The organism is Gordonia sp. ABSL11-1, assembly GCF_030315685.1.
Lineage (GTDB): Bacteria > Actinomycetota > Actinomycetes > Mycobacteriales > Mycobacteriaceae > Gordonia.
Genome location: NZ_JASXSI010000002.1, coordinates 101198 through 121005 on the forward strand (window position 1 = coordinate 101198; position 19808 = coordinate 121005).

A 19808-nucleotide genomic window follows, 5' to 3' on the forward strand; every position below is an offset into this window, starting at 1 on the left:
CTGATGCAGATCACCTACCTCCGGATTTCTGGTTTCCAGTCGTTCGGTCCGACGCCGACCACGATCGCACTGCGAGATGTCACCTACGTGCTTGGCCCGAACGGCGCCGGCAAGACGGCGGTGCTCGAGGCGCTGTCGCGGCTGTTCAGCCCGCTACCTACGCAGCGCAAGATCCGATATTCCGACTTCCACATCTCTGCCGGTCTCACCGCTGTTGAGGTGCATGCAGACGGGCCCGAGCTCTGGATCGAAGTCGATGTCGAGGTGCCGGAATCGGGTGAGGATGGCGACCATCCGTCTGTCCCACCGAACTTCGCGCACATGCGCATCGCGACTGAAGACGGTGCACCTCGGATCCGTATCCGACTCACCGCCACGATCGCTCCGGACAATGTCATCGAGGAGAAGCTCCAGTACATTCTCGAAGCTGATACCGATGGGGCGCCGACGCAGCGAGCTGATATGTCCCGATTCGATCGCGCCAACATCGAAGTGCACTACCTGCCTGCGCGCCGCGATCCCGCTGAGCACATCGCCTACACCACCGCTTCGCTCGTCGGACGGGCGCTGCGTGCTGCCGACTGGACAGCGGAGCGCACCACGCTCGACACGCTGTCGAAGGATCTCACCGACTCGCTTGCAGGGAACGCAGCGGTCAAGAGCATCGGCGTGCAGCTTGCGGGGGAATGGTCTGGGCTTCACTCCGGCGCCTTCTTCACCGACCCTTCAATCGCGTTCGGCAGTGGCGACCTGGAGAGTGTGCTGCGTCAGCTGACGGTCTCGTTCGCGCCGTCTCCGGCCGGTTCGTCGCTGCCGTTCGATCGGCTCAGCGATGGCCAGAAGTCCTTGCTCTACATTTCGCTAGTGCTCGCCTGGCAGTCGCTCGCGCGGGAGGTGTTGGACGGCACGGAGACGGCCTTCGATCAGCACCGACTCCGACCGCCGGTGCACACCATCATCGCGCTGGAGGAACCGGAGAACAGCCTTGCTCCGCAGTACCTCGGCCGCATCATCCGGCAGCTCCGCAAGGCTGCTGAGCATGGAGACTCGCAGGCGCTGATTGCAACCCACTCGCCTGCCCTGCTGCGCCGCGTCAATCCTGAGGCCATCTGTTTCCTCCGTCTTGACGGTGATCGTCAGTCTCAGGTGCGTCGGATCGTCCTCCCGGCCAAGAACGACGAAACGGCGAAGTATGTTCGTGAGGCGGTGTTGGCCTTCCCTGAGCTCTACTTCTCGCGCTTGGTCGTTCTCGGTGAGGGCGATAGCGAGCAAATCGTGTTACCGCGTGTACTCGCTGCGGCTGGCGTTGCGGAAGATGACGCGTCAGTTTCCGTTGTCCCGCTGGGTGGTCGTCACGTCAATCACTTCTGGCGCCTATTGAACGAACTGGAGATCCCGCATGTCACCTTGCTTGATCTGGATTCCGGCCGGTACCAAGGAGGCTGGGGCCGCGTGAGCAACGCGCTTAAACAGTACAACAAACTCAACCCCGGTACCTTCACGAACGCCCAGATTGACGGGCTTGCGAAGTGGGACGACGTCGTCGATTTCCCCGTCTACAACGACGTGAGCTTCACGGACGGTCACGGTCCGATCTATGCGCTGGAGCAGAAGGGCGTCTACTTCTCGCACCCCGTAGACCTCGACCTGATGATGCTTGAGGCCTTCCCCGACGCATACGGGGTGGAGTCGGTTGGAACGCCCGACGAGAAGATAGTCGCCGCTGTGCTCGGCAAGTCTCACGCGAACGAGGACCACCTGCCCGAGGATGCCTTCGAGCTCTTCGATGATTATCACCGCTTGTTCGATCTCAAGAGCAAGCCCGCGTCGCACCTCAAGGCGATGGCGGCGCTGACTAACGGGCAGCTCCTGGCGGATCTCCCCGAAGTCTTGCAACGCCTGGTCGCGGACGTGCAGGCCAAACTCGAGGCGCTTCCGGAGTGATTCAGCCAGAGGACTGGACTCCGGTCGGCGGGCTTGAGCTCGAGCCGAACGCTCTGAAAGCAGTCCGCGAGACCAACGCGAACGTCGTCGTGACCGCTGGCCCTGGCGCAGGCAAGACAGAGCTTCTCGCCCAGCGCGCCGACTTCCTGTTTCGCACGGGAGCGAACCCGTACCCGAAGCGCATCCTGGCGATCTCGTTCAAGGTCGACGCCGCCCGCAACCTGCAGTCCCGCGTTCGGCTACGCTCCGGTTCTCAGTACGCCGCTCGATTCGACAGCTTCACCTTCCACGCGTTTGCCAAGCGCCTCATCGACAACTACCGTTCGGCGCTCACGGGCCTGAACGCGCTGAACTCGGACTACCGGATCGATGCCCGCACGCGCATCCAGAATCAGCAGATCACCTTCGACGACCTCGTGCCTCTCGCGCTGGAGATCCTCGAGAAGAACGACTACGCGCGTGGCGCGTTGCGGCAGACCTACAGCCACGTCTTCATGGATGAGTTTCAGGATGCAACGACGGCGCAGTACGCCTTCTTGAAGGAGGCATTCGCAGCCACCGGCGTGCAGCTCATCGGCGTCGGTGACACCAAGCAGCGCATCATGGGCTTCGCGGATGCACTCGAAGGTGTCATGGCGACCTTCGCCGAAGACTTCCGTGCGACTGATCTGCAGCTCTATCAGAACTTCCGATCCAAGCCTCGGCTGCGCCGGATGCAGAACCGCATGATCTTGGAGATGGACCCGTCCGCGGCGAGCCCGGACGAAGACCTCGAAGGTGAAGAAGGCATCCTGGAGGTGCTCCGCTTCGATACCGACGAGGATGAAGCAGCTTCGGTCACGGAGATGATCGGCGAGTGGCTCGACGAAGGAGTGCCGCCACGGGAGATCACAGTGCTGGCTCGGCAGCAGCCGCACCTCATTACGAGCATTTTGGGAGGGCACCTCACCGCTGCTGGCGTCCCGTACCGCAACGAGCAGCAGTCCCAGGATCTGACCGCGGAGCCCGCTGCCGCCCTGATCTTCAACTTCCTCCGGGTCGTTGCGGATGACGGCCGTCCCGAGGCGTACTCGGAATTGGTGCGCGTGGTGACGCGCGGCGGAATCGAAGAAGCTGACGGCGTGCTGGACAGCAAGCTTCGAACAATCCTCCGTGAAGCACGGGTGACAGTGCGCGCTGCCGGGTTTGATGCTTCGGACTACACCTCGTGGAAGCCGCTCATCAACTCGTTCGTCAAGTTCGTATCACGTCCGGCGCTCAATGCGCTGTCGCCTTCGTATCAGCAGGGCTCGCGGCTCAATGAGGTGATCAAGGAAGCCGTCAATGGCTTCAAGCGCGAGCTGGCGGTCGACGGTGAGCCGGTCGCGGCGCTCGACCGGCTGTCGGAAGAAAATGCCGTCCGGATCCTGACGGTCCACAAATGCAAGGGCATGGAGTTCGAGAAGGTCATCGTTTTCGGCGTTGAGTCCCAGTTCTTCTGGGGCAAAAAGGACGCCGACGTGAAGGCCGAGTTCTTCGTGGCTATCTCGCGGGCGAAGGATGAGCTCATCCTGACGACAGCGCGCCACCGAACGAAGCCAGACAGCGCGAACGACTACTGGTGCGAGGATTCGCCGCCACATGAAGTGTTGCTTGGGTATGCCGATGAATCCTGAGCTGTTGTCCCGCACCAGCCCGTTCGATCCGGGAATGCTCCGCGAGCTCCACGTCGTTGATCTCGAGGAGCTCAAGCGAGCCTCGGACGCAGGAGCCCTTCGTTCGTGAAGGCTTCGAGCTGCTGAAGGAAGTATCAATCCTCCTAGTCGCGGCCGCAGGCAATGCGAACGGAAGTTCAGAGCGTTGTTGGCCTGCCACGCGACCACGCGATCATCATCGGCCACTACGCCCTACGCGGGTAAGTCCCGTGACGTGGTGGACTTTCGGTGAGGCTGGATAGCTGCAGTTCGGGCGTGGCGCGGCTGGGGTTGTGGGTGGGCCATCGCGTAGTGATGAACGAGTTACCTGACCAGTGACTCGAGCAACGGAACCGCGCGATGACCCACGACCGTTCTGCCCTGATCAGCTAGCTCGATGCGCTCAAGGGCGCCGATCCGGCGAGTATGTTCGCTGAACTGATCCGTGCGGGCTTTCAAGCCCTAATCGATACCGAGGCTACCGAGGCCACCGAGGTCCTCAGCGTCGACCGCTACGAGCGCAACAACGAGCCTCGCTTCACCCAACCCGCTTACCTCAACCTCCACCACCATCTGCGCCAGCTCTGGCGTCACGACCCTGGGATGTTCTCGCTCTTGTCGGCACCAGAGCAGTGGGACATCCATACCTTCTATGCGACGGAGTGGCGCTTCTCGGATGCTGAGCTGGGGGAGTGCCAGAAGATCACCGTCTACGATCCGTCGTTGCCGCAGCGCGCCGGCAAGGCGCTGACCAAGCTAGTGCAGGAGATGGATGCCCTCGATGTCCGGCGTGAAGCGAAGCAGGCCGCGATGGCGACGGTACCCGCTGGGCCCAAGCGCAAGACCAAGAACGTCGACCGGGTGATCAGGATCAGTGGCGTTGTTCATCCGACCCCGAATACCGACAAGCTGGCTCGAGTTCTCCTGGATGTGGCGAGGGAGATGGCACGAGCGGACGACAGATCTCGGCGTGATGACGACGTGGCGGCCTAGCTTCACGACTCAGTGCTCTCGCGGGAGTTGTGTTCGTTGTACAACCGGATTGCTTTCATGACCGATCCGCGCGTCCACCCCACAAGCTTCTCGATCTCCCGGATCGACAAACCTTGCTCGCTCAGCTTTCCGATCTCCTCGATGTCTTTCACCTCGAGCACCCTGGGCGCGGTGTCGATGCCGGCCTTGCGTAGGTTCCGTCGGACGGTGCTTTCGTGGGCTCCCACGATTCGTCCGATCTTGGCGACGTTGCCGCATTGCCACCAGAGCCCGACCATCTCCTCGATCTCTTCGAGGGTGTGCTGCTTGGCCGCCGGTGGCCGGACTGGCACCGCTCGAGGCCGTCGACTAGCGGTCAAAGCACGCTCTAGAACCCTGGTAAGCCGCTGAGCTGCGGTGATGTGATTACAGTAAGTTTGCAGGACCCGCACCAAATCGAACGTATGTTCGAGAACTTATGACAGTCACCAGGGGTCACGATGTACCGACGTGGCCTTTTGTGCGTTTCTAGCAGAACTTGTCAGTCCCTCGCGATACTCTCTGACCCCTGAGAACCTGTTTCCAGTCCCGTAAGGTCGGTCCATCCGGGGCGGGTGAGTGACTCGATCAACAATAGGGGTGGAGTGTACCGGTGGCGTTGTGGAAAGAGCATCGTACTATCGGATCTTCCGCAATTTGCATTAAGATGAGATAAGAACATTGATACAAGTTCGCCAAATAAAGTATGACCAAATAGGAGATAGATGTAGTGTTTCGAAAGAAGGCGAAATCGAAGGCGAGCGCGGGACTCAAGCTCCCGGATGTTCCTACTAATCTCAAGTCAATTTCGGATGAAATTCACCGAATTCATGAGAGTGCGGTGTGGAGCGGACAGGGCCAGTTCGAACAGCTCAAGTTTTGGCGTGCCATGAATGTTGTGCTTGGACTGCCTGCGGCTGTTCTGGCGGCCATCTCAGGCGGTACTGGGCTGGCCAGTGATGGCGTCGGTACGACACCTGCAATTTTGGCGTTGATTGCGGCAGGCTTTGGCGCGGCGCTGACAACGCTGAATCCGTCTCGCCGAGTTGCTCAAGCGCAGGCGGCTGCAAACGCTTACCTTGAGTTGCAGACGACAGCACGTCAGTTGTTGATGGTTGATCTGCAGAAGCTGCCCTATGAGGATGTTCGTGATCAGCTGGCCGAGTTGACAGTTCGGCGGGACGAAGTGAATCGGACAGCCGATCCGCCAGGTACCTATGCGTATTGGCGAGCAAAAAGAAACCTGCGGGCAGGCGGACAGACGTATGAGCAGGACGAGGTGAGCTGATGGCTTTGACAACAGCGAAGGCATTCGAAGAGTTTAAGGAGGTGTTGCGACTGACTGACGCTCAAAAGGAGACTGTAAAAAGCCGCAAAGACATGACTACGATCTATCTCAGGTCGTCATTCGGATCTACGTCCGACCTTCCGCTGGATACGACAAAATTGATCGGATCGGCTGATCGGGGAACAATAATTCGTCCGCTCGACGATGTTGACGTGATGGCAGTCTTTACCAACAAGGATAATATATTTGAGAAGTATCGGTTCGACTCGAAGAAGTTTCTCTACCGCATTCGCGATTCACTCAACGAATATAATGTTCAAGTCGTTGGAGCTCGCGGACAGGCCGTCCGCTTGTTCTACAAATCGGCGCCACACGTAGATATAGCACCCGTTTTTAGGTGGTCTGGTGGCGGCTATGCATTGCCCAAGGGGGATGGTGGGTGGCTGACGACCGATCCAGACCAGCATGACGACTGGATCGCACAGAGGAATCGCGAGCTCAGCAGTCGACTGAAGCCGATGATTCGCATGATAAAGCGATGGAACAATGTCCATAGTAAATATCTGAAGTCGTTTCACATTGAGGTCATCGTTGCGAATGCGTTCAGCTCTCTTGATGCAGACAGTCGTGACGCATGCGAGAAGTTCTTTCGTTGGGGCCAAGACCATCTGAGCGTGTCCGATCCCGCTGGACATAGTGGGGATCTATCTAGCTACCTGACCTGGTCGTCACGGTCATCGGTGATCAGCAATATGCAAAGCGCAGCTCAACGAGCGGCCAACGCTAACGCTGCCGAGTTGCGCGGAGATCACGAAGAGGCCATTCGACTCTGGCGAATCATCTTCGGTAGCGAGTTTCCTGCTTATGGTTGAGCGACTGCTTGGAACGGGGAGATAGAAGATGCCAGTCGCAACAAGCGGAGCGGATGGAAGCGGTGATGAGGATCCTTTGACACCCGAGCAGGAAAGGATTCTCCGGGAGACCCGGCGTAAGATCGCTGGGTCGATTGACATGAGCAAGCTCATGCCATCCGTTGATCATGCATTCAAAGCGTTCGAATCGCCTGCTGTGAAGATGATGCTTGACGCCCTGCAGCCTAAGATCGGAACCTTTGACCTTGGGCAGGCGTTCGCTCTTAACCTGCCAGCTTTCAGGCTCGACCTCCCGCCACTTGGACTTGACTACGGTCGGCTATTTGGCCCAGCGATAAATCTTGAGAATCTCGCCTTCAAGAATGCTGTCGACCCGGCCAGCTTCACTGCGTTCAAGGAGATATATGAAACGCAGCGTAGACAGTTTGAGACGATATTCGATCTTGACGCCATCCTGAAGGCTATCGATGCTGCATATCCCCCAAACTGGAAGGGAGTGAAAAGCGGAGAGATGGCCAAGCTTGAATCCCTCCTGCTCGATGAGGGTCTGGCACTTGGTTGGGTGCCTGAAGCTGAAATCTTGCAGAAGCTATTCGACGCAGCGACGAAACAGGAGCGTAGGCGATTGCTCGGTCGACGATGGAAGACTGTCATGAAGTCTTGTCGAGCGAGTGTCAGCACTGTGGCGCAAACCAAGTATTCAGGGTATCGCGATTTCACCCTCAAAGCGATCGATGCTCTAGAGGCCGGTAGCCCGGAAGCGGCTCAAGCGTTAGCGGCGAGCCTGCTCGATACAATGCTGCGGGAGACGCTTGACGTTACTGATCGGACTCTTGTCACTGCTCAACGCAACCGACTTGACCTCAATAGCTTGCCGTTGCGGGCAAGCATTGTTTTTGGTGGCATTTGGGGATCTTTTACAGAGTTCTACACAAGTCGTGGGGACAAGGTTCCTCAGAATTTTAGTCGCCACGCGAGCGCCCATGCTGTTGGCGGACGGCAGTATTCGCGGATCAATACTGTCATCGCGATAATGCACGTCACTGCCTATCTCATGCTCTTAGAGAGCGGGGATCTAGACACTTAACATGCCACGCCTCACTCAGACTGCCTACCTCGCCATCCACGAACACCTTCGTCGACTCTGGCTCCACGACGGCAGTCAGCTCAGCGTCCTGAATGCCTCGCAGCAGTGGGATCTGCACGCGTTCTTCGTGCTTGATGCCGCCATGTCCGATGTTGACCTCATCGAGTTCCGTCGGTTCGTGACCGAACGCGATCCTTCGCTTCCGCAGCGAGCAGGCAAAGCGCTCAACAAGCTCCTGCGCGAGCTGGACGCCCTCGACGATCGACGGACGGCCGAGGCAGCTCGCCGCGCGGCGCTGCCCGTAGGAGCCAAGCGAAAGAAGCGCCGCAACGCCGACCGGGTGATCCGGACGAGCGGACTAGTCCACCCAGAGCCAGATGCCAAGAAGCTCGTTCGAGCACTCTTTGTCCATGTCGACGAACTCCAGCGACGCGAGCGAGCGGATGAACTCCTTGCGGGCCCGGTCACTGATGAGCCCCCGTCTCGGGCGGCGTAGCTATCTGTCCCCCGCGGTACCGCTTGATCGCATTGGCTACCGCACCGTGAGTCCAGCCCACTTTGTCGCCGATCTGCCGGCACGACAGCCCCTCGTCGGCTAGGCGCCCGATCTTCTGGATGTCGTCGTTGGTCATGCGCCGCGGTGACGTGTCGACGCCAACCTTGCGGAGGTTACGCCGCACCGTCGTCTGATCGGCGGCGACCAGACGGGCGACCTCCTCGACGTTGTGGCACTGGTACCACAGCCCGACCATCTCTTCGACCTGTTCGGCCGTTTTCTGCTTCGCGGCCGGGCGTAGCGGGTGCGTTCTCGGAGGTCGGCCACCCTTCTCGGCCTGCGCAATGGTGCGCTCAAGCCGCTGAGCTGCGGTGACGTGATTCAAGTAAGTTTGCAGGACCCGCACCATATCGAACGTATGTTCGAGAGAACATGACACACAAAACAGAGGCCAGGTTGTACCGACGTGGCCTTTTTTGTGTTTCTAGCGGAAACTGTCAGACCCTCGCGATACTCTCTGACCCCTGAGAACCTGTTTCAAGTCCCGTTAGGTTGGTCCATCCGGGGTGGGGGAGTGACGCGATCAACCATAGGGGTGGAATGTACCGGTGACGTTGTTTTAGTCACGACAATCTCTGTCGTATCGTCGTGTTAGTATTGCTGTATAACAAGTTAAAAGGAATGCTTTGTGAGACTTATAAGCGTATCAATTAGTGGGATTGGCCGAATCTCTTCGGGAAAAGTCAACCTGGATAGTAAGGTTATAGCGGTAGTCGGCCCTAATGAGGCTGGCAAGACCACGTTACTGAAAGCCCTCAACTACATCACATCGTCGGAGTCGGTCAATGTAAGTGATCGAGCACGATTCGGGACTGTTGAAGATGACAGCATCGTTGTGGCAGCGGATTTCGTTCTCGATGACGCCGACCGATCTGCGGTGGATGAGCTGGGTCTCGATCTGGAAGAGCTCCCTCGTCGGATGACGTACCAACGTCGAGCTGGTGGAGGAGTCGTTAATAGTATTAGGCCTCAACCGGCAAAACGTGCCGGGCCGCTCGTTGAGGCAATTGCAGCGATTAGCAAGTACGCGAAGACAAAGGCAGGGAAAGAATTTCTTGCGTCAGAGGCTGATGACCTACACGAAACCGATGTAGTCCCTCTTGGGTCCAGGCTCAAGTCATTCATGGATAGCTTCGATGAACGCGAACTGAAGTCAGAAATGTCCGACGAGCTTCTTGGTGAGTTATCGACACTAATCAGCCACCTGCAGTCTGACGGTTCTTTTAGTAACGAATCCGTGATTCGGGCGCTGGAGCAAATTCATAGTTGGTACACGCGTGCGGATCCGTGGCGAGATGTGCATGAGGTATTGAAGTCGCGAATGCCAGAGTTTGTTATGTTCTCTGACGAAGATAGAAATCTTCAATCGGGCTATGGGCTGGACGACTCCGTGGTTCAGAGCCCGCCCCCAGCGCTCGCTAGTATTGCTACTCTTGCTGATCTTGACCTGCAGCGCTTGTGGCAAGTGCTCTCGTCAGGCCAGATTGGACAAGCACAAACCCAGATTTTGCAGGCCAACCAGCAACTCGAGCACGTCTACGGCACATCCTGGAACCAGTCGGACGTGACGATACATCTGAACCTCGACGGATCGACTCTCCAGATCATGGTGCGCGAGAACGGTCGCGAGATTACGACTTTTGACGAACGTAGCGCCGGTCTGCGTATGTTTGCTGCTCTGCGTTCGTTTCTGGCCGTGCGGGGCATCGATAAGCCACCCATCCTTCTTATTGATGAGGCGGAAACCCATCTTCATTACAACGCTCAAGCGGATCTGGTTGATACGTTTATGCGACAGGAGGATGCGGCAAAGATTATCTACACAACACATTCTCCTGCCTGCTTGCCTCCCGATCTAGGTGTTGGTGTGCGAGCGGTTCTTCCGAAACCTGATCAACTTTCGGTGAGTGAGATCAAGAACAGTTTTTGGGCAGGTTCAGGCTCTGCAGGATTTTCGCCGCTCATGCTCGCTATGGGTGCAAGTGCCGCCGCTTTCACTCCAGCTCGGTATGTAGTCCTGGCTGAAGGAGCTTCTGAGATGGTGGTGCTTCCATCGCTGATTAGAGCTGCCACTGGACGAGAGTTCCTGGAATATCAGATTGCGCCGGGGCTTTCGGAAGCTGCACTAGAGGTGTACCCGGATCTGGATCTAGAAGGTGCGCGCGTGGCCTTCTTGGTCGACGGTGACGTCGGGGGCAGTGAACTTCGCAAGCGGCTCATTGACGGTGGCGTTGACGAGTCTCTGATCAGAACGCTGGATGCCATCACGCTTGAGAATGTTCTCGATCCAGGCGTGTACGCGAACCGAATGAGCGAACTATTGAAGGAGTGCAATACCGGATCCACAGTCCCTGATCTGCCTGAGCTGCCCGTTGACAACAGCCTGCCGTGGCCGACTGTAATCGAAAAGTGGGCGGAGCCGCTAGGCCTGAAAGTGCCTTCGAAGGTCGCGATAGCGAGTGCGATCGTGGAGTCTGGCGACGCAAAACCGAGCGCCGATGGTGCGGCCGCACTGATCAAGCTGGATGAGCAGCTTTGTGAGACCTTCCAGATCAAACGGCAGTCCTGATGCCGCGCCTCACCCATACCGCCTATCTCGCCATCCACGAACACCTTCGTCGACTTTGGCTCCACGACGGCAGTCGGCTCAGCGTCCTGAATGCCTCGGAGCAGTGGGATCTGCACGCGTTTTTCGTGCTCGATGCCGCCATGTCCGATGCCGACCTCATCGAGTTCCGACGGTTCGTGACCAAGCGCGACCCCTCGCTTCCGCAGCGAGCAGGCAAAGCGTTCAACAAGCTCCTGCGCGAGCTGGACGCTCTCGACGATCGGCGGGCGGCCGAAGCGGCTCGCCGCGCGGCGCTGCCCGTAGGAGCGAAGCGAAAGAAGCGCCGCAACGCCGACCGGGTGATCCGGACGAGCGGACTAGTCCACCCAGAGCCAGATGCCAAGAAGCTCGTTCGGGCACTCTTCGCCCATGTCGACGAACTCCAGCGACGCGAGCGAGCGGATGAACTCCTTGCGGGCCCGGTCACTGATGAGCCCCCGTCTCGGGCGGCGTAGCTATCTGTCCCCGCTGTACCGCTTGATCGCATTGGCTACCGCACCGTGAGTCCAGCCCACTTTGTCGCCGATCTGCCGGCGCGACAGCCCCTCGTCGGCTAGGCGCCCGATCTTTTGGATGTCATCGTTGGTCATGCGCCGCGGTGACGTGTCGACGCCAACCTTGCGGAGATTCCGCCGCACCGTCGTCTGATCCGCGCCGACCAGCCTGGCGACCTCCTCGACATTGCGGCACTGATACCAAAGTCCGACCATCTCCTCGACCTGCTCGGCGGTCTTCTGCTTCGCGGCAGGGCGTGGTAAGACCGTTCTCACGGGTCGGCCACCCTTCTCGGCTTGCGTGATTGTTCGCTCGAGCCGCTGAGCTGCGGTGACGTGATTCAAGTAAGTTCGCAGGACCCGCACCACGATGATCGGCGAGCGGGCCGACTCGGACTCCGAGGTGGCCCGTGGGCATCAGCCGAGGGTCGTGTCGTCCCGCCGCCACCGTCCTTCGACGAAATGCCGTCGGCACAGCGCGTGATAGATCACCGGTCCGTCGTGGGTGTCGCCGACCGCGACGACGTCACCGGATCGGGCCACCTCGCCGCCGACGATGCGTGCATTGAGGAAACCTGGCCGACCGCACCAGCACAGCACGATGGCCTGCATCCGATGGACCTCGTCTGCGATCTCGACCAGTCGCGCCGACCCGGGGAAGAGTGTCGCCCGGAAGTCGGTGAGCAGTCCGAAGGCGACCACGTCGATCTCCGCTTCGTCAACGAGCCGGGCGAGCTGATCGACCTGGCGGCGTCGGAGGAATTGCGCCTCATCGCACACCACGTAGTCCAGTGCCGCGGCCTCATGCCGGCGCAACACGACCTCGTCCACCGCGTCGTCGACCGTCACGGCGGACGCCTGGGCGCTGAGACCGATCCGACTGGTCACCACGTGATCACCGGAACGGTCCAACGTGGTCAGCAGCAGTCCCGACCGCCCCTGTCGGCCCTGGTTGAAATGCGTCTGCAGGGCGAACGTCGACTTCCCCGCCCCCATCGGCCCGTGAAAGAAGACCAGCCCGGCATCGCTCACCGGGTGTCCGCATCATCCGAGGCCGTCATGAGCGCCGATGATGCCGCACCCGGCGCCGGAGTGCAGGGTGATTCGTCCCGCCGACCGCGGGGTATCCGACGCCGGGTACGCGACGACCTGCCCGATCGGAGCGCTGTCGTCGGGCGCGACCCCGCGTCGACTCAGGAGGTGCGAATGATGGACTCCGTCACGATCGATCGTGAGTGCCGACTGATCGCCGACGCCGCGACCGTCAGTGAGGTCCGCGTGGCGGTCGCCGAATCCCTCACCGGCGGCAACATCGCGGCACAGCTGAGTCGCGCGCCGAACTCGGTTGAGTGGTTCTGTGGCGGGATCGTCGCCTACCGGCCTGAGGTGAAGCACGGGCTGCTCGGCGTGCCCGACGGTCCCGTCGTGTGCGCGAGGGCCGCGGAGGCGATGGCCGCGAACACGGCGCGCCTGCTCGGTGCCGATCTGGTGGTGGCGGTCACCGGTGAGGCCGGTCCGTCGGCGCAGGAGGAGCCGCCGGGCACGGTGTGCTTCGGACTCTTCGATCGCGGCGAGGTGAGCAGTTCGGACGAGACGTTCGACGGGGAACCCGAGGACATCGTCACCGCCACGGTCGCCCACGCACTACGTCTGGTGCGGGCCCGCGTCGACGGCGACCGCCGCGAGATTTCCTGAGGCCCAGCTGTACTCACGCGAGCGGTGAGTCGACTCCGCCCATCCGTGCGAACGCCTCCCGGTACAACTCGGCGACGCCTCGGGCCGGTAGTCGCCGATGAGGTCCTCGTCCACCGTGTAGCCCCGGGAACGCAGCAGCTGCGTCAGGTGAGCGTAGGACGGGCGCGCGTCGCGGTGTGCCGTGTCGGTTGGTGGGACCTCTCCGGGCGAGACCGGGATCATGGTGTCGCGCTCGTAGATCGGATCGAGGGAGGTGATGAACCAGTCAGCATCCGTTCGCTCGGCCCGATAGAGGATGCGGGTGGGTCACTGTGTCAACCGTCACCATCGGGGAGGAGTCGTAGTGCCGCCGAGAGCAGGGGACAATCGCGGGGCCGACCGCGGATCACGTCGTCCGACCATGGCCGATGTCGCCGCGCGGGCAGGCGTCTCCCGCACCCTGGTGTTGTTCGTGCTGGACGGGACGCCCGGGGCCGGCGAGGAGACCCGTCGCCGGGTGTTGCACGTCGCCGACGAACTGGGATATCGGCCTGACGCCGCGGCCCGACTTCTCGCGCTCGGGAAGAGCCGGACGCTCGGCGTCCTCATCGACGTGTCGCAACTGTTCGAGGGCGAACTCGTCACGAACATCTACCCCGCGGCCGAGAAACTCGGCTACGACGTCCTGTTGACCGCGAACCTCCCGGGACGCGCGGAACCGTCGGCTATCGACACCCTGCTCGATCATCGCTGTGGCGCGGTGATCCTCCTCGGGCTCATGTCGTCGCCCGACGATCTCGCAGCGCTGTCCGGGCGTGCGCCGATGGTCGTGGTCGGTCGCCGGCTGCCCGGGGATCTGGTCGGCGAGCGGCTCGCCACAGTCCGGACCAACGACACGATGCGCATGCGACAGGCTGTCGGCTACCTCGTCGAGCTCGGTCACCGCGACATCCTGCACGTCGATGACGGCAACGATCCGGCGTCCGGGACCGACGGTCCGCTTATCGATCGGCGATGCGAGCCCATGGGCTCGGCGATCGCGCACGTCGTCCGCGGGGCACACAACGAAGCCGCAGGAGCCGCCGCCGCCCACGTCATCCTCGGCCAGAAGTTGTTGCCCACAGCCATTCTGGCGGGCACGACCGATGCGCCCTCGGGCTCCTCGACGTGTTCACCCGCGAGGGCGTCGACATCCCGGGCGAGATCTCACTCATGGGATACGACGACGGCCGGCTATCCGACAATCCACGCATCGACCTGACGACGATCCATCAGGACGCACACGGCCTCGCGGAGAGCTCGGTCGAACTGGCCGTCGACCTCCTCACGGAGGTGCACGCACTCGATGCCGGCGCTGTCCTCGAGCCGACGCTCAAGGTACGCGGGACGACGGCACCCCCGACGCGCTGACCTCGCTGGGGTCGGCATCTGCTGAGATGACGACCGGGATCAATCGCCGGCGAAGTCGATCCCGATCTGTGCGCGCACGCGATCCATGATATCCAGGGTCGCGATGACATCGGCGGACGGATGGATGTCCGAATCGATTGCGCCATCGGCGATTCGCCGCGCGGCATCGACGGCGGAGAAGTGCAGTCCGTCAGCATGTGCCGCCGTCTCCTCGGTGTGTTCGAGCGGCTCTCCGTCTCGGGGGACGACACGGAACGGCCCGGGCTGGTAGAACGGCCCGGGCACCTCGAGATACCCGTTCTCACCCGCGACGAACGCCGTCGTCGGGGTGTTCGCGAGGATCGTCGTGTTCAGCACCGACTGCCCGCCACCGACGTGCCCGAGTACGGCCGAGATCTGGCCGTTGAGTTCGTGGTTCGCGGGTTGGCCGATCGCCGACACCGTGCTCACGTCGCCGAGGAACCATCGGGCGAAGGCGACCGGATAGGTACCCAGGTCGAGCAACGGCCCGCCCGCGAGTGCCGGGTCGTAGATCCGGTGATCGGTGGTGAAGTATTCGCCGTGGTCGGCGGCGACGGCCCGAACGGTGCCGAGCATGCCGTCGTCGACGATCTGGAGGATCACGTCGAATTTGGGTAGGAACCGTGTCCACATCGCCTCACCGGCGAACACGCCGGCATGGTGTGCCGCGGCGACGATCTCGCGCGCCTGCCGCGCATTGACCCCCATCGGCTTCTCGATGAGGACATGCTTGCCGGCCGCGATCGCGTCGAGGGCACACCGGTGGTGCTGGGGGTGCGGCGTACTGACGTACACGATCTCCACCGCCGGATCCGACAGCAGCGCGTCGTAACCGCTGTGAGCGGTCGGCACACCCATCCGCCGGGCGAAATCGTCCGCGCGCCCGGCTGATCGCGAACCGACGGCCGTGACCTGCTGGTTCGTGTGCTTGTGCAACGAGGACACGAACCGCTCCGCGATCCAACCAGGACCCATGATCCCCCACCGCAGGGCCGGCGCGGTCGTCGGATCCTGGGTACGCGGTGCGGGTAGTCGTGAGATCACCTGTCAGCTCCGGTATTTAGTGACGTAGTCGGTCATGGTGGCCAGTTGGTACCGGGAGACCTCGGGGGCGTTCTCGTTCTCGGCGAAGACACTGGACACCATGACGGAGTCGTCGCGGTCGTAGAAGCCGATCTGGCCGAGGGTGGAGAAGAACTCGTCCCAGTCGACGTCGCCGTCGCCGATCTTGAGGTGCTGGTGCACGCGAACGGCGTTGCCCGGCGGATTGGTGATGTACCGCAACCCGTGCGATGCGTGGTGATCCATCGTGTCGGCCACGTGGACGAGCCGGAGCATGTCGCCCGCGGTGGTCATGATCTCGCGCATGTTGGCGCCCATGTGGAAGGTGTGGCAGGCGACGAAGGCGAGCCCGATGTTCGGCGAGTTGATCCCGCGGATCATCCGGATCGCGGCGAGTCCGTCCTCGACGAAGTCGTCGGGGTGTGGGTCGATGCGGACGTCGATGCCCTCGCGTTCGATGATGGGGACGAGTTCGTCCATGGATCGGTAGAAGGCGCGTTCGGATTCCTCGGGCTTCTCCGGGCGTCCGGAGAACTCGGTGTTCATCACGTTCACACCGAGGTTGACGGTGATCTGGATCGCGCGTTTCCAATAGCGGACGGCGGCTTCGCGGGCGTCGTCGTCGGGGCCGGACCAGCGCAGCACGGGCAGGACCGAGGCGATGCCGACGCCGGCGTCGGCGCAGGCGGTGCGGAACTCGGCGACGAGTGCGTCGTCGGCCTTGGGGTGATTGAAGAACGGGATCATATTCGCGTGTGGGGTGAGTTGCAGGTACTCGTAGCCGAGGTCGGCGACGACGCCGGGTAGTTCGAGCAGTGAGTGGCTGTGGTGGAGTGGCTGTGGTGGAACGGGGTGGGGTCGAGCGCGACCTTCATGGTGGTTCTCCTCGGCGGGAACGGCGAGCGGGCGTGAGGTCAGCGGAAGCGCACGGACGGCACGCCGCACGAGCCCAGGTACTTCTGGGTGCGCTGGGCGATGGGCAGCGGCGCATCCGGCGAGCACGGGTACATGTCCTGTTCGACGATCGCGAAGATGTCGATGTCCAGGTCGGCCACGGCATCGAGCAACGGCGGCATCTCCGGGATGCCACGTGGCGGCTCGGTCATGGCACCGAGGCGGACGGCCTCGCCGAAGGGCAGGTCGTCGGCGGCCACCTTCGCGCGGACGGACTCGTCGACCTGCTTGAGGTGCAGGTAACCGATCCGCTCGGGGTGCGCTCGGATGATGGCGAGATTGTCTCCGCCGCAGTAGCTCACGTGCCCGGTGTCGAGGCAGAGGTTGACGAACTCACCGCCGGTGTTCTCCAGGAATCGGTAGATGTTGTCCTCGGTGTCCACATGGCTGTCCGCGTGCGGATGGTATTGCGCACGCACACCGTACTTCTCGAACATCGCCTGGCCGAGCTCGTTCATGCCACGGGTCTTCGCGAGCCACTGGTCGTCGGTGAGGTTGCGGTCCTCCAGGACCTCCCCGGTCGCCGGGTCGCGCCACATCTCCGGGATCACCACGACGTGCTTGCCGCCCACGGCGGCGGTCAGCTTGGCGACGTCCTCGATCTGGGTCCAGACCGCGTCCCATGAAGCGTCCTGATGCAGATGCTCGAACACGGTGCCCGCCGACAATTTCAGGCCGCGCTCACCGAGCTCGTCGAGGAGCTGCGCGGGGTCGGTCGGCAGGTAGCCGTACGGACCGAGCTCGATCCACTCGTATCCGGACGCGGCGACCTCGTCGAGGAACCGGGTGTAGGGGGTCTGCTGCGGATCGTCCGGGAACCAGACGCCCCAGGAATCGGGTGCGGAGCCGACGATGATGCTGCTCATGGGTGAATCCCTTTCGTATGGGGCGTCTCGGTGAGATCTGTTGTCGTGGAAGGAAATATGTAGGGATTCGTGTTCCGGAGCCTCAGACGGCCGATGTCGGCACCGGATAGCCGATCGGCTCGAGCTCACCGGTGCGCAGTGATCGCGTGGCCGCCTCGGCGATCGCCTGGGCCTTGAGTGCCTCGGGGAGGGCGGGTCCGATCGGGGTGCCGGTCTCCACTGCCGATACGAAATGGTCGAGCGCAGCCCGATAGGTCGGCGCGACACGCTCGAACCATCCGGCATGCATGCCGTCGCCGACGATCTGTCCTGCCCGGTATCGGGTCACGGAACCAACCTGGTGACGCCCGGCCTCCACGAGACCGGTGGAACCCAGCACCTCGATGCGTTCGTCGTAGCCGTAACCGATGCGGCGTGCACTGTCGATCTGCACCAGGGCGCCGCTGGGCATCCGCAGGGTCACGACCGACGTGTCCACATCGCCGAGGTCGGTCATCCGTGGATCGGTGAACACCGAACCGGCCGCGAACACCGACACCGGATCCTCACCGGTGATCCACCGCGCGAGATCGAAGAAGTGCACGGTCTGGTCGCGCATCTGACCGCCCGAGACAGCGATGTAGTCGAGAGGGGGCAGCGCAGGCCCGCGGGTCGTCATCTGGACGAGTTCGACCCCACCGATCTCGCCGGATCGCACGGTGCGTGCGACTTCGGCATAGTCGCGGTCGAATCGTCGGTTGAAGTCGACCATCATCGGCAGGCCAGTATGTCCCACATCGCCGACGACCTCGACGGCGTGATCGAGGTCGAGGTCGATCGGCTTCTCGCACAAGGTCGCCAGCCCGGTTGCCGCGGCCCTGCGGAGGTGGGTCGCGTGGGTGTCGGTGGACGAAGCGATCAGGACGGCATCCACGTTCGACGGATCGAAGACATCGTCGGATCCGAGTGCGGTGGTGCCGGTTCGCGATGCGAGTTCGAGTGCCCGGGAGTCGTCGACGTCATGGATGCCGATGAGGTCGACACCCGGGTGAGACGCGAGGTTCGCGGCGTGTACCGAGCCGATGAACCCCGCTCCGACCAGCGCCATCCGGATCATCTGTGTCTACTCCTGTCCTGTCGGGAACCGACCATCTGTGGGACAATGTGGGACCGGTCCCAGTCACCATACGTGGTCCAGATCACCAGAGCAATAGGATGTGCGGTTGTGAGTCTCGACGATGTGCCCGCAAGTGGCGCCAGCGGAATCCCCGCCGGACGACGAGCTGCGACGATCCGTGACGTCGCTGCCCACGCCGGGGTTTCCAAGTCCGTGGTCTCACGTGTCCTGCGCGACGAACCCAACGTCAGCGTCGAGCGGCGCACCCGTGTCCGTGTCGCGATGGACGAGCTCGGCTATCGCCCGAACTCCATCGCGCGCGGCCTGTCCGAAGCTCGCAGCGGCACGGTCGGTGTCGTGATCAACGATCTTCGCAACCCGTGGTATGTCGATCTCCTCGAAGGCCTCGCCACCACCTTCGATGCGGTCGACATAGCACCGATCCTCGTCGACAGTCGCCTCGACCATCAGGTCGGCCGGGACACGGTCGAGACGATGCTGTCGCGCCAGGTGGACGGTCTCGTGGTCGTCGGCACGACCGACGCGCGGGTCGACGTCGAACGCGCGGCGCGGTCGATCCCGGTCGTGCTCGCCGGCACCCTCGAACCCGATCTGCCGACGATCGACATCGCCGTCGACGACGATGTGGTCGGCGCGGGGATCGCCACCGAACACCTTCTGGCCCTGGGGCATCGACGGTTGGCGCACATCCAGGGGCCGGGCATGGTGGGACGGCTCCGACGGCAGGGGTTCGAGGAGATGATCTCCGCGTCGGGGCTTCCGGTCGAATCGGTCGCGATCGAATACGGCGGCACGACCGAGGAGGGTGGATACGCCGCGTCGGCGCGGCTTCTCGATGCCGCTCCACCGCCGACGGCGATCCTGGCGTTCAACGACATGGCGAGCCTGGGGGCGATGTCGGCCGCCGATGATCGGGGCATCTCGATCCCCGGGGACCTGTCCCTGATCGGTTACGACGACACACAACTGGCGAGTCTTCGGCACATCTCCTTGACGTCGGTCGACAACGGAAACTTCACCGTGGGCGCGCAGGCCGCGAAATTCGTCCTGCAGCGCATGGAACGCATGACCGCCCCGCAGCGGGTGTATCGGCACACGCCCGAGCTGGTGGTACGACGGACAACTGCGGCACCTCGATGACCATCGTCGACGAGGTGCCGCGATGTCGGGA

Annotated in this window: 18 protein-coding genes and 3 pseudogenes; 13 read left to right on the forward strand and 8 right to left on the reverse strand. The window is 62.1% G+C overall.

Annotated elements, in window-relative coordinates:
- The first annotated feature begins 3 nt into the window (after positions 1 to 3).
- From QSJ19_RS03160 to QSJ19_RS03170, 3 genes and pseudogenes are all read left to right on the forward strand, one after another.
- Positions 4 to 1944: an ATP-dependent nuclease gene (locus QSJ19_RS03160; protein ID WP_286318262.1), complete on the forward strand. Its 1941-nt coding sequence runs from the start codon at positions 4 to 6 to the stop codon at positions 1942 to 1944.
- A complete protein-coding gene (locus QSJ19_RS03165; protein ID WP_286318263.1) occupies positions 1941 to 3599 on the forward strand; it encodes a UvrD-helicase domain-containing protein in 1659 nt (552 codons plus the stop codon). The genes QSJ19_RS03160 and QSJ19_RS03165 overlap by 4 nt, the downstream gene beginning before the upstream one ends.
- A gap of 378 nt (positions 3600 to 3977) precedes the next feature.
- Positions 3978 to 4139, forward strand: a pseudogene (locus QSJ19_RS03170) (IS256 family transposase); the annotation flags it as partial.
- 473 nt (positions 4140 to 4612) lie between these two features.
- Here the strand turns inward: QSJ19_RS03170 and QSJ19_RS03175 are convergent.
- A complete protein-coding gene (locus QSJ19_RS03175; RefSeq protein WP_286318264.1) occupies positions 4613 to 4942 on the reverse strand; it encodes a hypothetical protein in 330 nt (109 codons plus the stop codon).
- Between the two features lie 416 nt (positions 4943 to 5358).
- Here QSJ19_RS03175 and QSJ19_RS03180 point away from each other — a divergent pair, with 416 nt between their 5' ends.
- From QSJ19_RS03180 to QSJ19_RS03195, 4 genes are all read left to right on the forward strand, one after another.
- Positions 5359 to 5916 carry an SLATT domain-containing protein gene (locus QSJ19_RS03180; protein ID WP_286318265.1) on the forward strand — a complete coding sequence of 186 codons (558 nt, stop codon included), beginning with the start codon at positions 5359 to 5361 and terminating at the stop codon, positions 5914 to 5916.
- Entirely contained in the window at positions 5916 to 6788 is an 873-nt protein-coding gene (locus QSJ19_RS03185; RefSeq protein ID WP_286318266.1) for an SMODS domain-containing nucleotidyltransferase, read from the forward strand. The genes QSJ19_RS03180 and QSJ19_RS03185 overlap by 1 nt, the downstream gene beginning before the upstream one ends.
- A 139-nt stretch (positions 6789 to 6927) precedes the next feature.
- Positions 6928 to 7875 carry a hypothetical protein gene (locus QSJ19_RS03190; RefSeq protein ID WP_286318267.1) on the forward strand — a complete coding sequence of 316 codons (948 nt, stop codon included), beginning with the start codon at positions 6928 to 6930 and terminating at the stop codon, positions 7873 to 7875.
- A 1-nt stretch (position 7876) separates the two neighbouring features.
- Positions 7877 to 8371: a hypothetical protein gene (locus QSJ19_RS03195; protein ID WP_286318268.1), complete on the forward strand. Its 495-nt coding sequence runs from the start codon at positions 7877 to 7879 to the stop codon at positions 8369 to 8371.
- Here QSJ19_RS03195 and QSJ19_RS03200 read toward each other — a convergent pair.
- On the reverse strand, positions 8340 to 8777 hold the full coding sequence (locus tag QSJ19_RS03200; protein ID WP_286318269.1) for a helix-turn-helix domain-containing protein: 438 nt from the start codon (positions 8775 to 8777) through the stop codon (positions 8340 to 8342). The two genes, QSJ19_RS03195 and QSJ19_RS03200, sit on opposite strands and share 32 nt — an antisense overlap.
- A 282-nt stretch (positions 8778 to 9059) precedes the next feature.
- Here QSJ19_RS03200 and QSJ19_RS03205 point away from each other — a divergent pair, with 282 nt between their 5' ends.
- Positions 9060 to 11000: an AAA family ATPase gene (locus QSJ19_RS03205; protein ID WP_286318270.1), complete on the forward strand. Its 1941-nt coding sequence runs from the start codon at positions 9060 to 9062 to the stop codon at positions 10998 to 11000.
- On the forward strand, positions 11000 to 11494 hold the full coding sequence (locus QSJ19_RS03210) for a hypothetical protein (RefSeq protein ID WP_286318271.1): 495 nt from the start codon (positions 11000 to 11002) through the stop codon (positions 11492 to 11494). Before QSJ19_RS03205 ends, QSJ19_RS03210 begins: the two co-directional genes overlap by 1 nt.
- Here the strand turns inward: QSJ19_RS03210 and QSJ19_RS03215 are convergent, their stop codons facing one another.
- Both QSJ19_RS03215 and QSJ19_RS03220 read right to left on the reverse strand, forming a co-directional pair.
- Positions 11495 to 11878 (reverse strand): helix-turn-helix domain-containing protein, encoded by a 384-nt coding sequence (locus QSJ19_RS03215; protein ID WP_286318272.1) that lies wholly within the window; start codon positions 11876 to 11878, stop codon positions 11495 to 11497.
- 72 nt (positions 11879 to 11950) lie between these two features.
- A complete protein-coding gene (locus QSJ19_RS03220) occupies positions 11951 to 12565 on the reverse strand; it encodes a thymidine kinase (RefSeq protein ID WP_286318273.1) in 615 nt (204 codons plus the stop codon).
- Between the two features lie 174 nt (positions 12566 to 12739).
- Between QSJ19_RS03220 and QSJ19_RS03225 the strand changes: the two genes are divergently transcribed.
- The 3 genes and pseudogenes from QSJ19_RS03225 (at position 12740) to QSJ19_RS03235 (ending at position 14617) form a co-directional block, all read left to right on the forward strand.
- A complete protein-coding gene (locus QSJ19_RS03225) occupies positions 12740 to 13228 on the forward strand; it encodes a CinA family protein (RefSeq protein WP_502876089.1) in 489 nt (162 codons plus the stop codon).
- 400 nt (positions 13229 to 13628) lie between these two features.
- Positions 13629 to 14282 (forward strand): annotated as a pseudogene (locus tag QSJ19_RS03230) (LacI family DNA-binding transcriptional regulator); the annotation flags it as partial.
- Positions 14222 to 14617 (forward strand): substrate-binding domain-containing protein, encoded by a 396-nt coding sequence (locus QSJ19_RS03235; protein WP_286318275.1) that lies wholly within the window; start codon positions 14222 to 14224, stop codon positions 14615 to 14617. The pseudogene QSJ19_RS03230 and the gene QSJ19_RS03235, both read left to right, overlap by 61 nt.
- A 39-nt stretch (positions 14618 to 14656) precedes the next feature.
- On the opposite strand, the gene QSJ19_RS03240 is transcribed toward QSJ19_RS03235, so the two are convergent.
- The 4 genes and pseudogenes from QSJ19_RS03240 to QSJ19_RS03255 form a co-directional block, all read right to left on the reverse strand.
- Positions 14657 to 15682, reverse strand: coding sequence for a Gfo/Idh/MocA family protein (locus QSJ19_RS03240; RefSeq protein ID WP_286318276.1), 1026 nt, complete (start codon positions 15680 to 15682; stop codon positions 14657 to 14659).
- Positions 15683 to 15685: 3 nt separating this feature from the next.
- Positions 15686 to 16575: pseudogene (locus QSJ19_RS03245) on the reverse strand (sugar phosphate isomerase/epimerase family protein).
- 39 nt (positions 16576 to 16614) lie between these two features.
- Positions 16615 to 17520, reverse strand: a complete 906-nt coding sequence (locus QSJ19_RS03250) for a sugar phosphate isomerase/epimerase family protein (RefSeq protein ID WP_286318277.1) — start codon at positions 17518 to 17520, stop codon at positions 16615 to 16617.
- An 82-nt stretch (positions 17521 to 17602) separates the two neighbouring features.
- Positions 17603 to 18616, reverse strand: coding sequence for a Gfo/Idh/MocA family protein (locus QSJ19_RS03255; RefSeq protein ID WP_286318278.1), 1014 nt, complete (start codon positions 18614 to 18616; stop codon positions 17603 to 17605).
- 108 nt (positions 18617 to 18724) lie between these two features.
- Between QSJ19_RS03255 and QSJ19_RS03260 the strand changes: the two genes are divergently transcribed.
- Positions 18725 to 19777, forward strand: coding sequence for a LacI family DNA-binding transcriptional regulator (locus QSJ19_RS03260; RefSeq protein ID WP_286318279.1), 1053 nt, complete (start codon positions 18725 to 18727; stop codon positions 19775 to 19777).
- Positions 19778 to 19808: the final 31 nt, after the last annotated feature.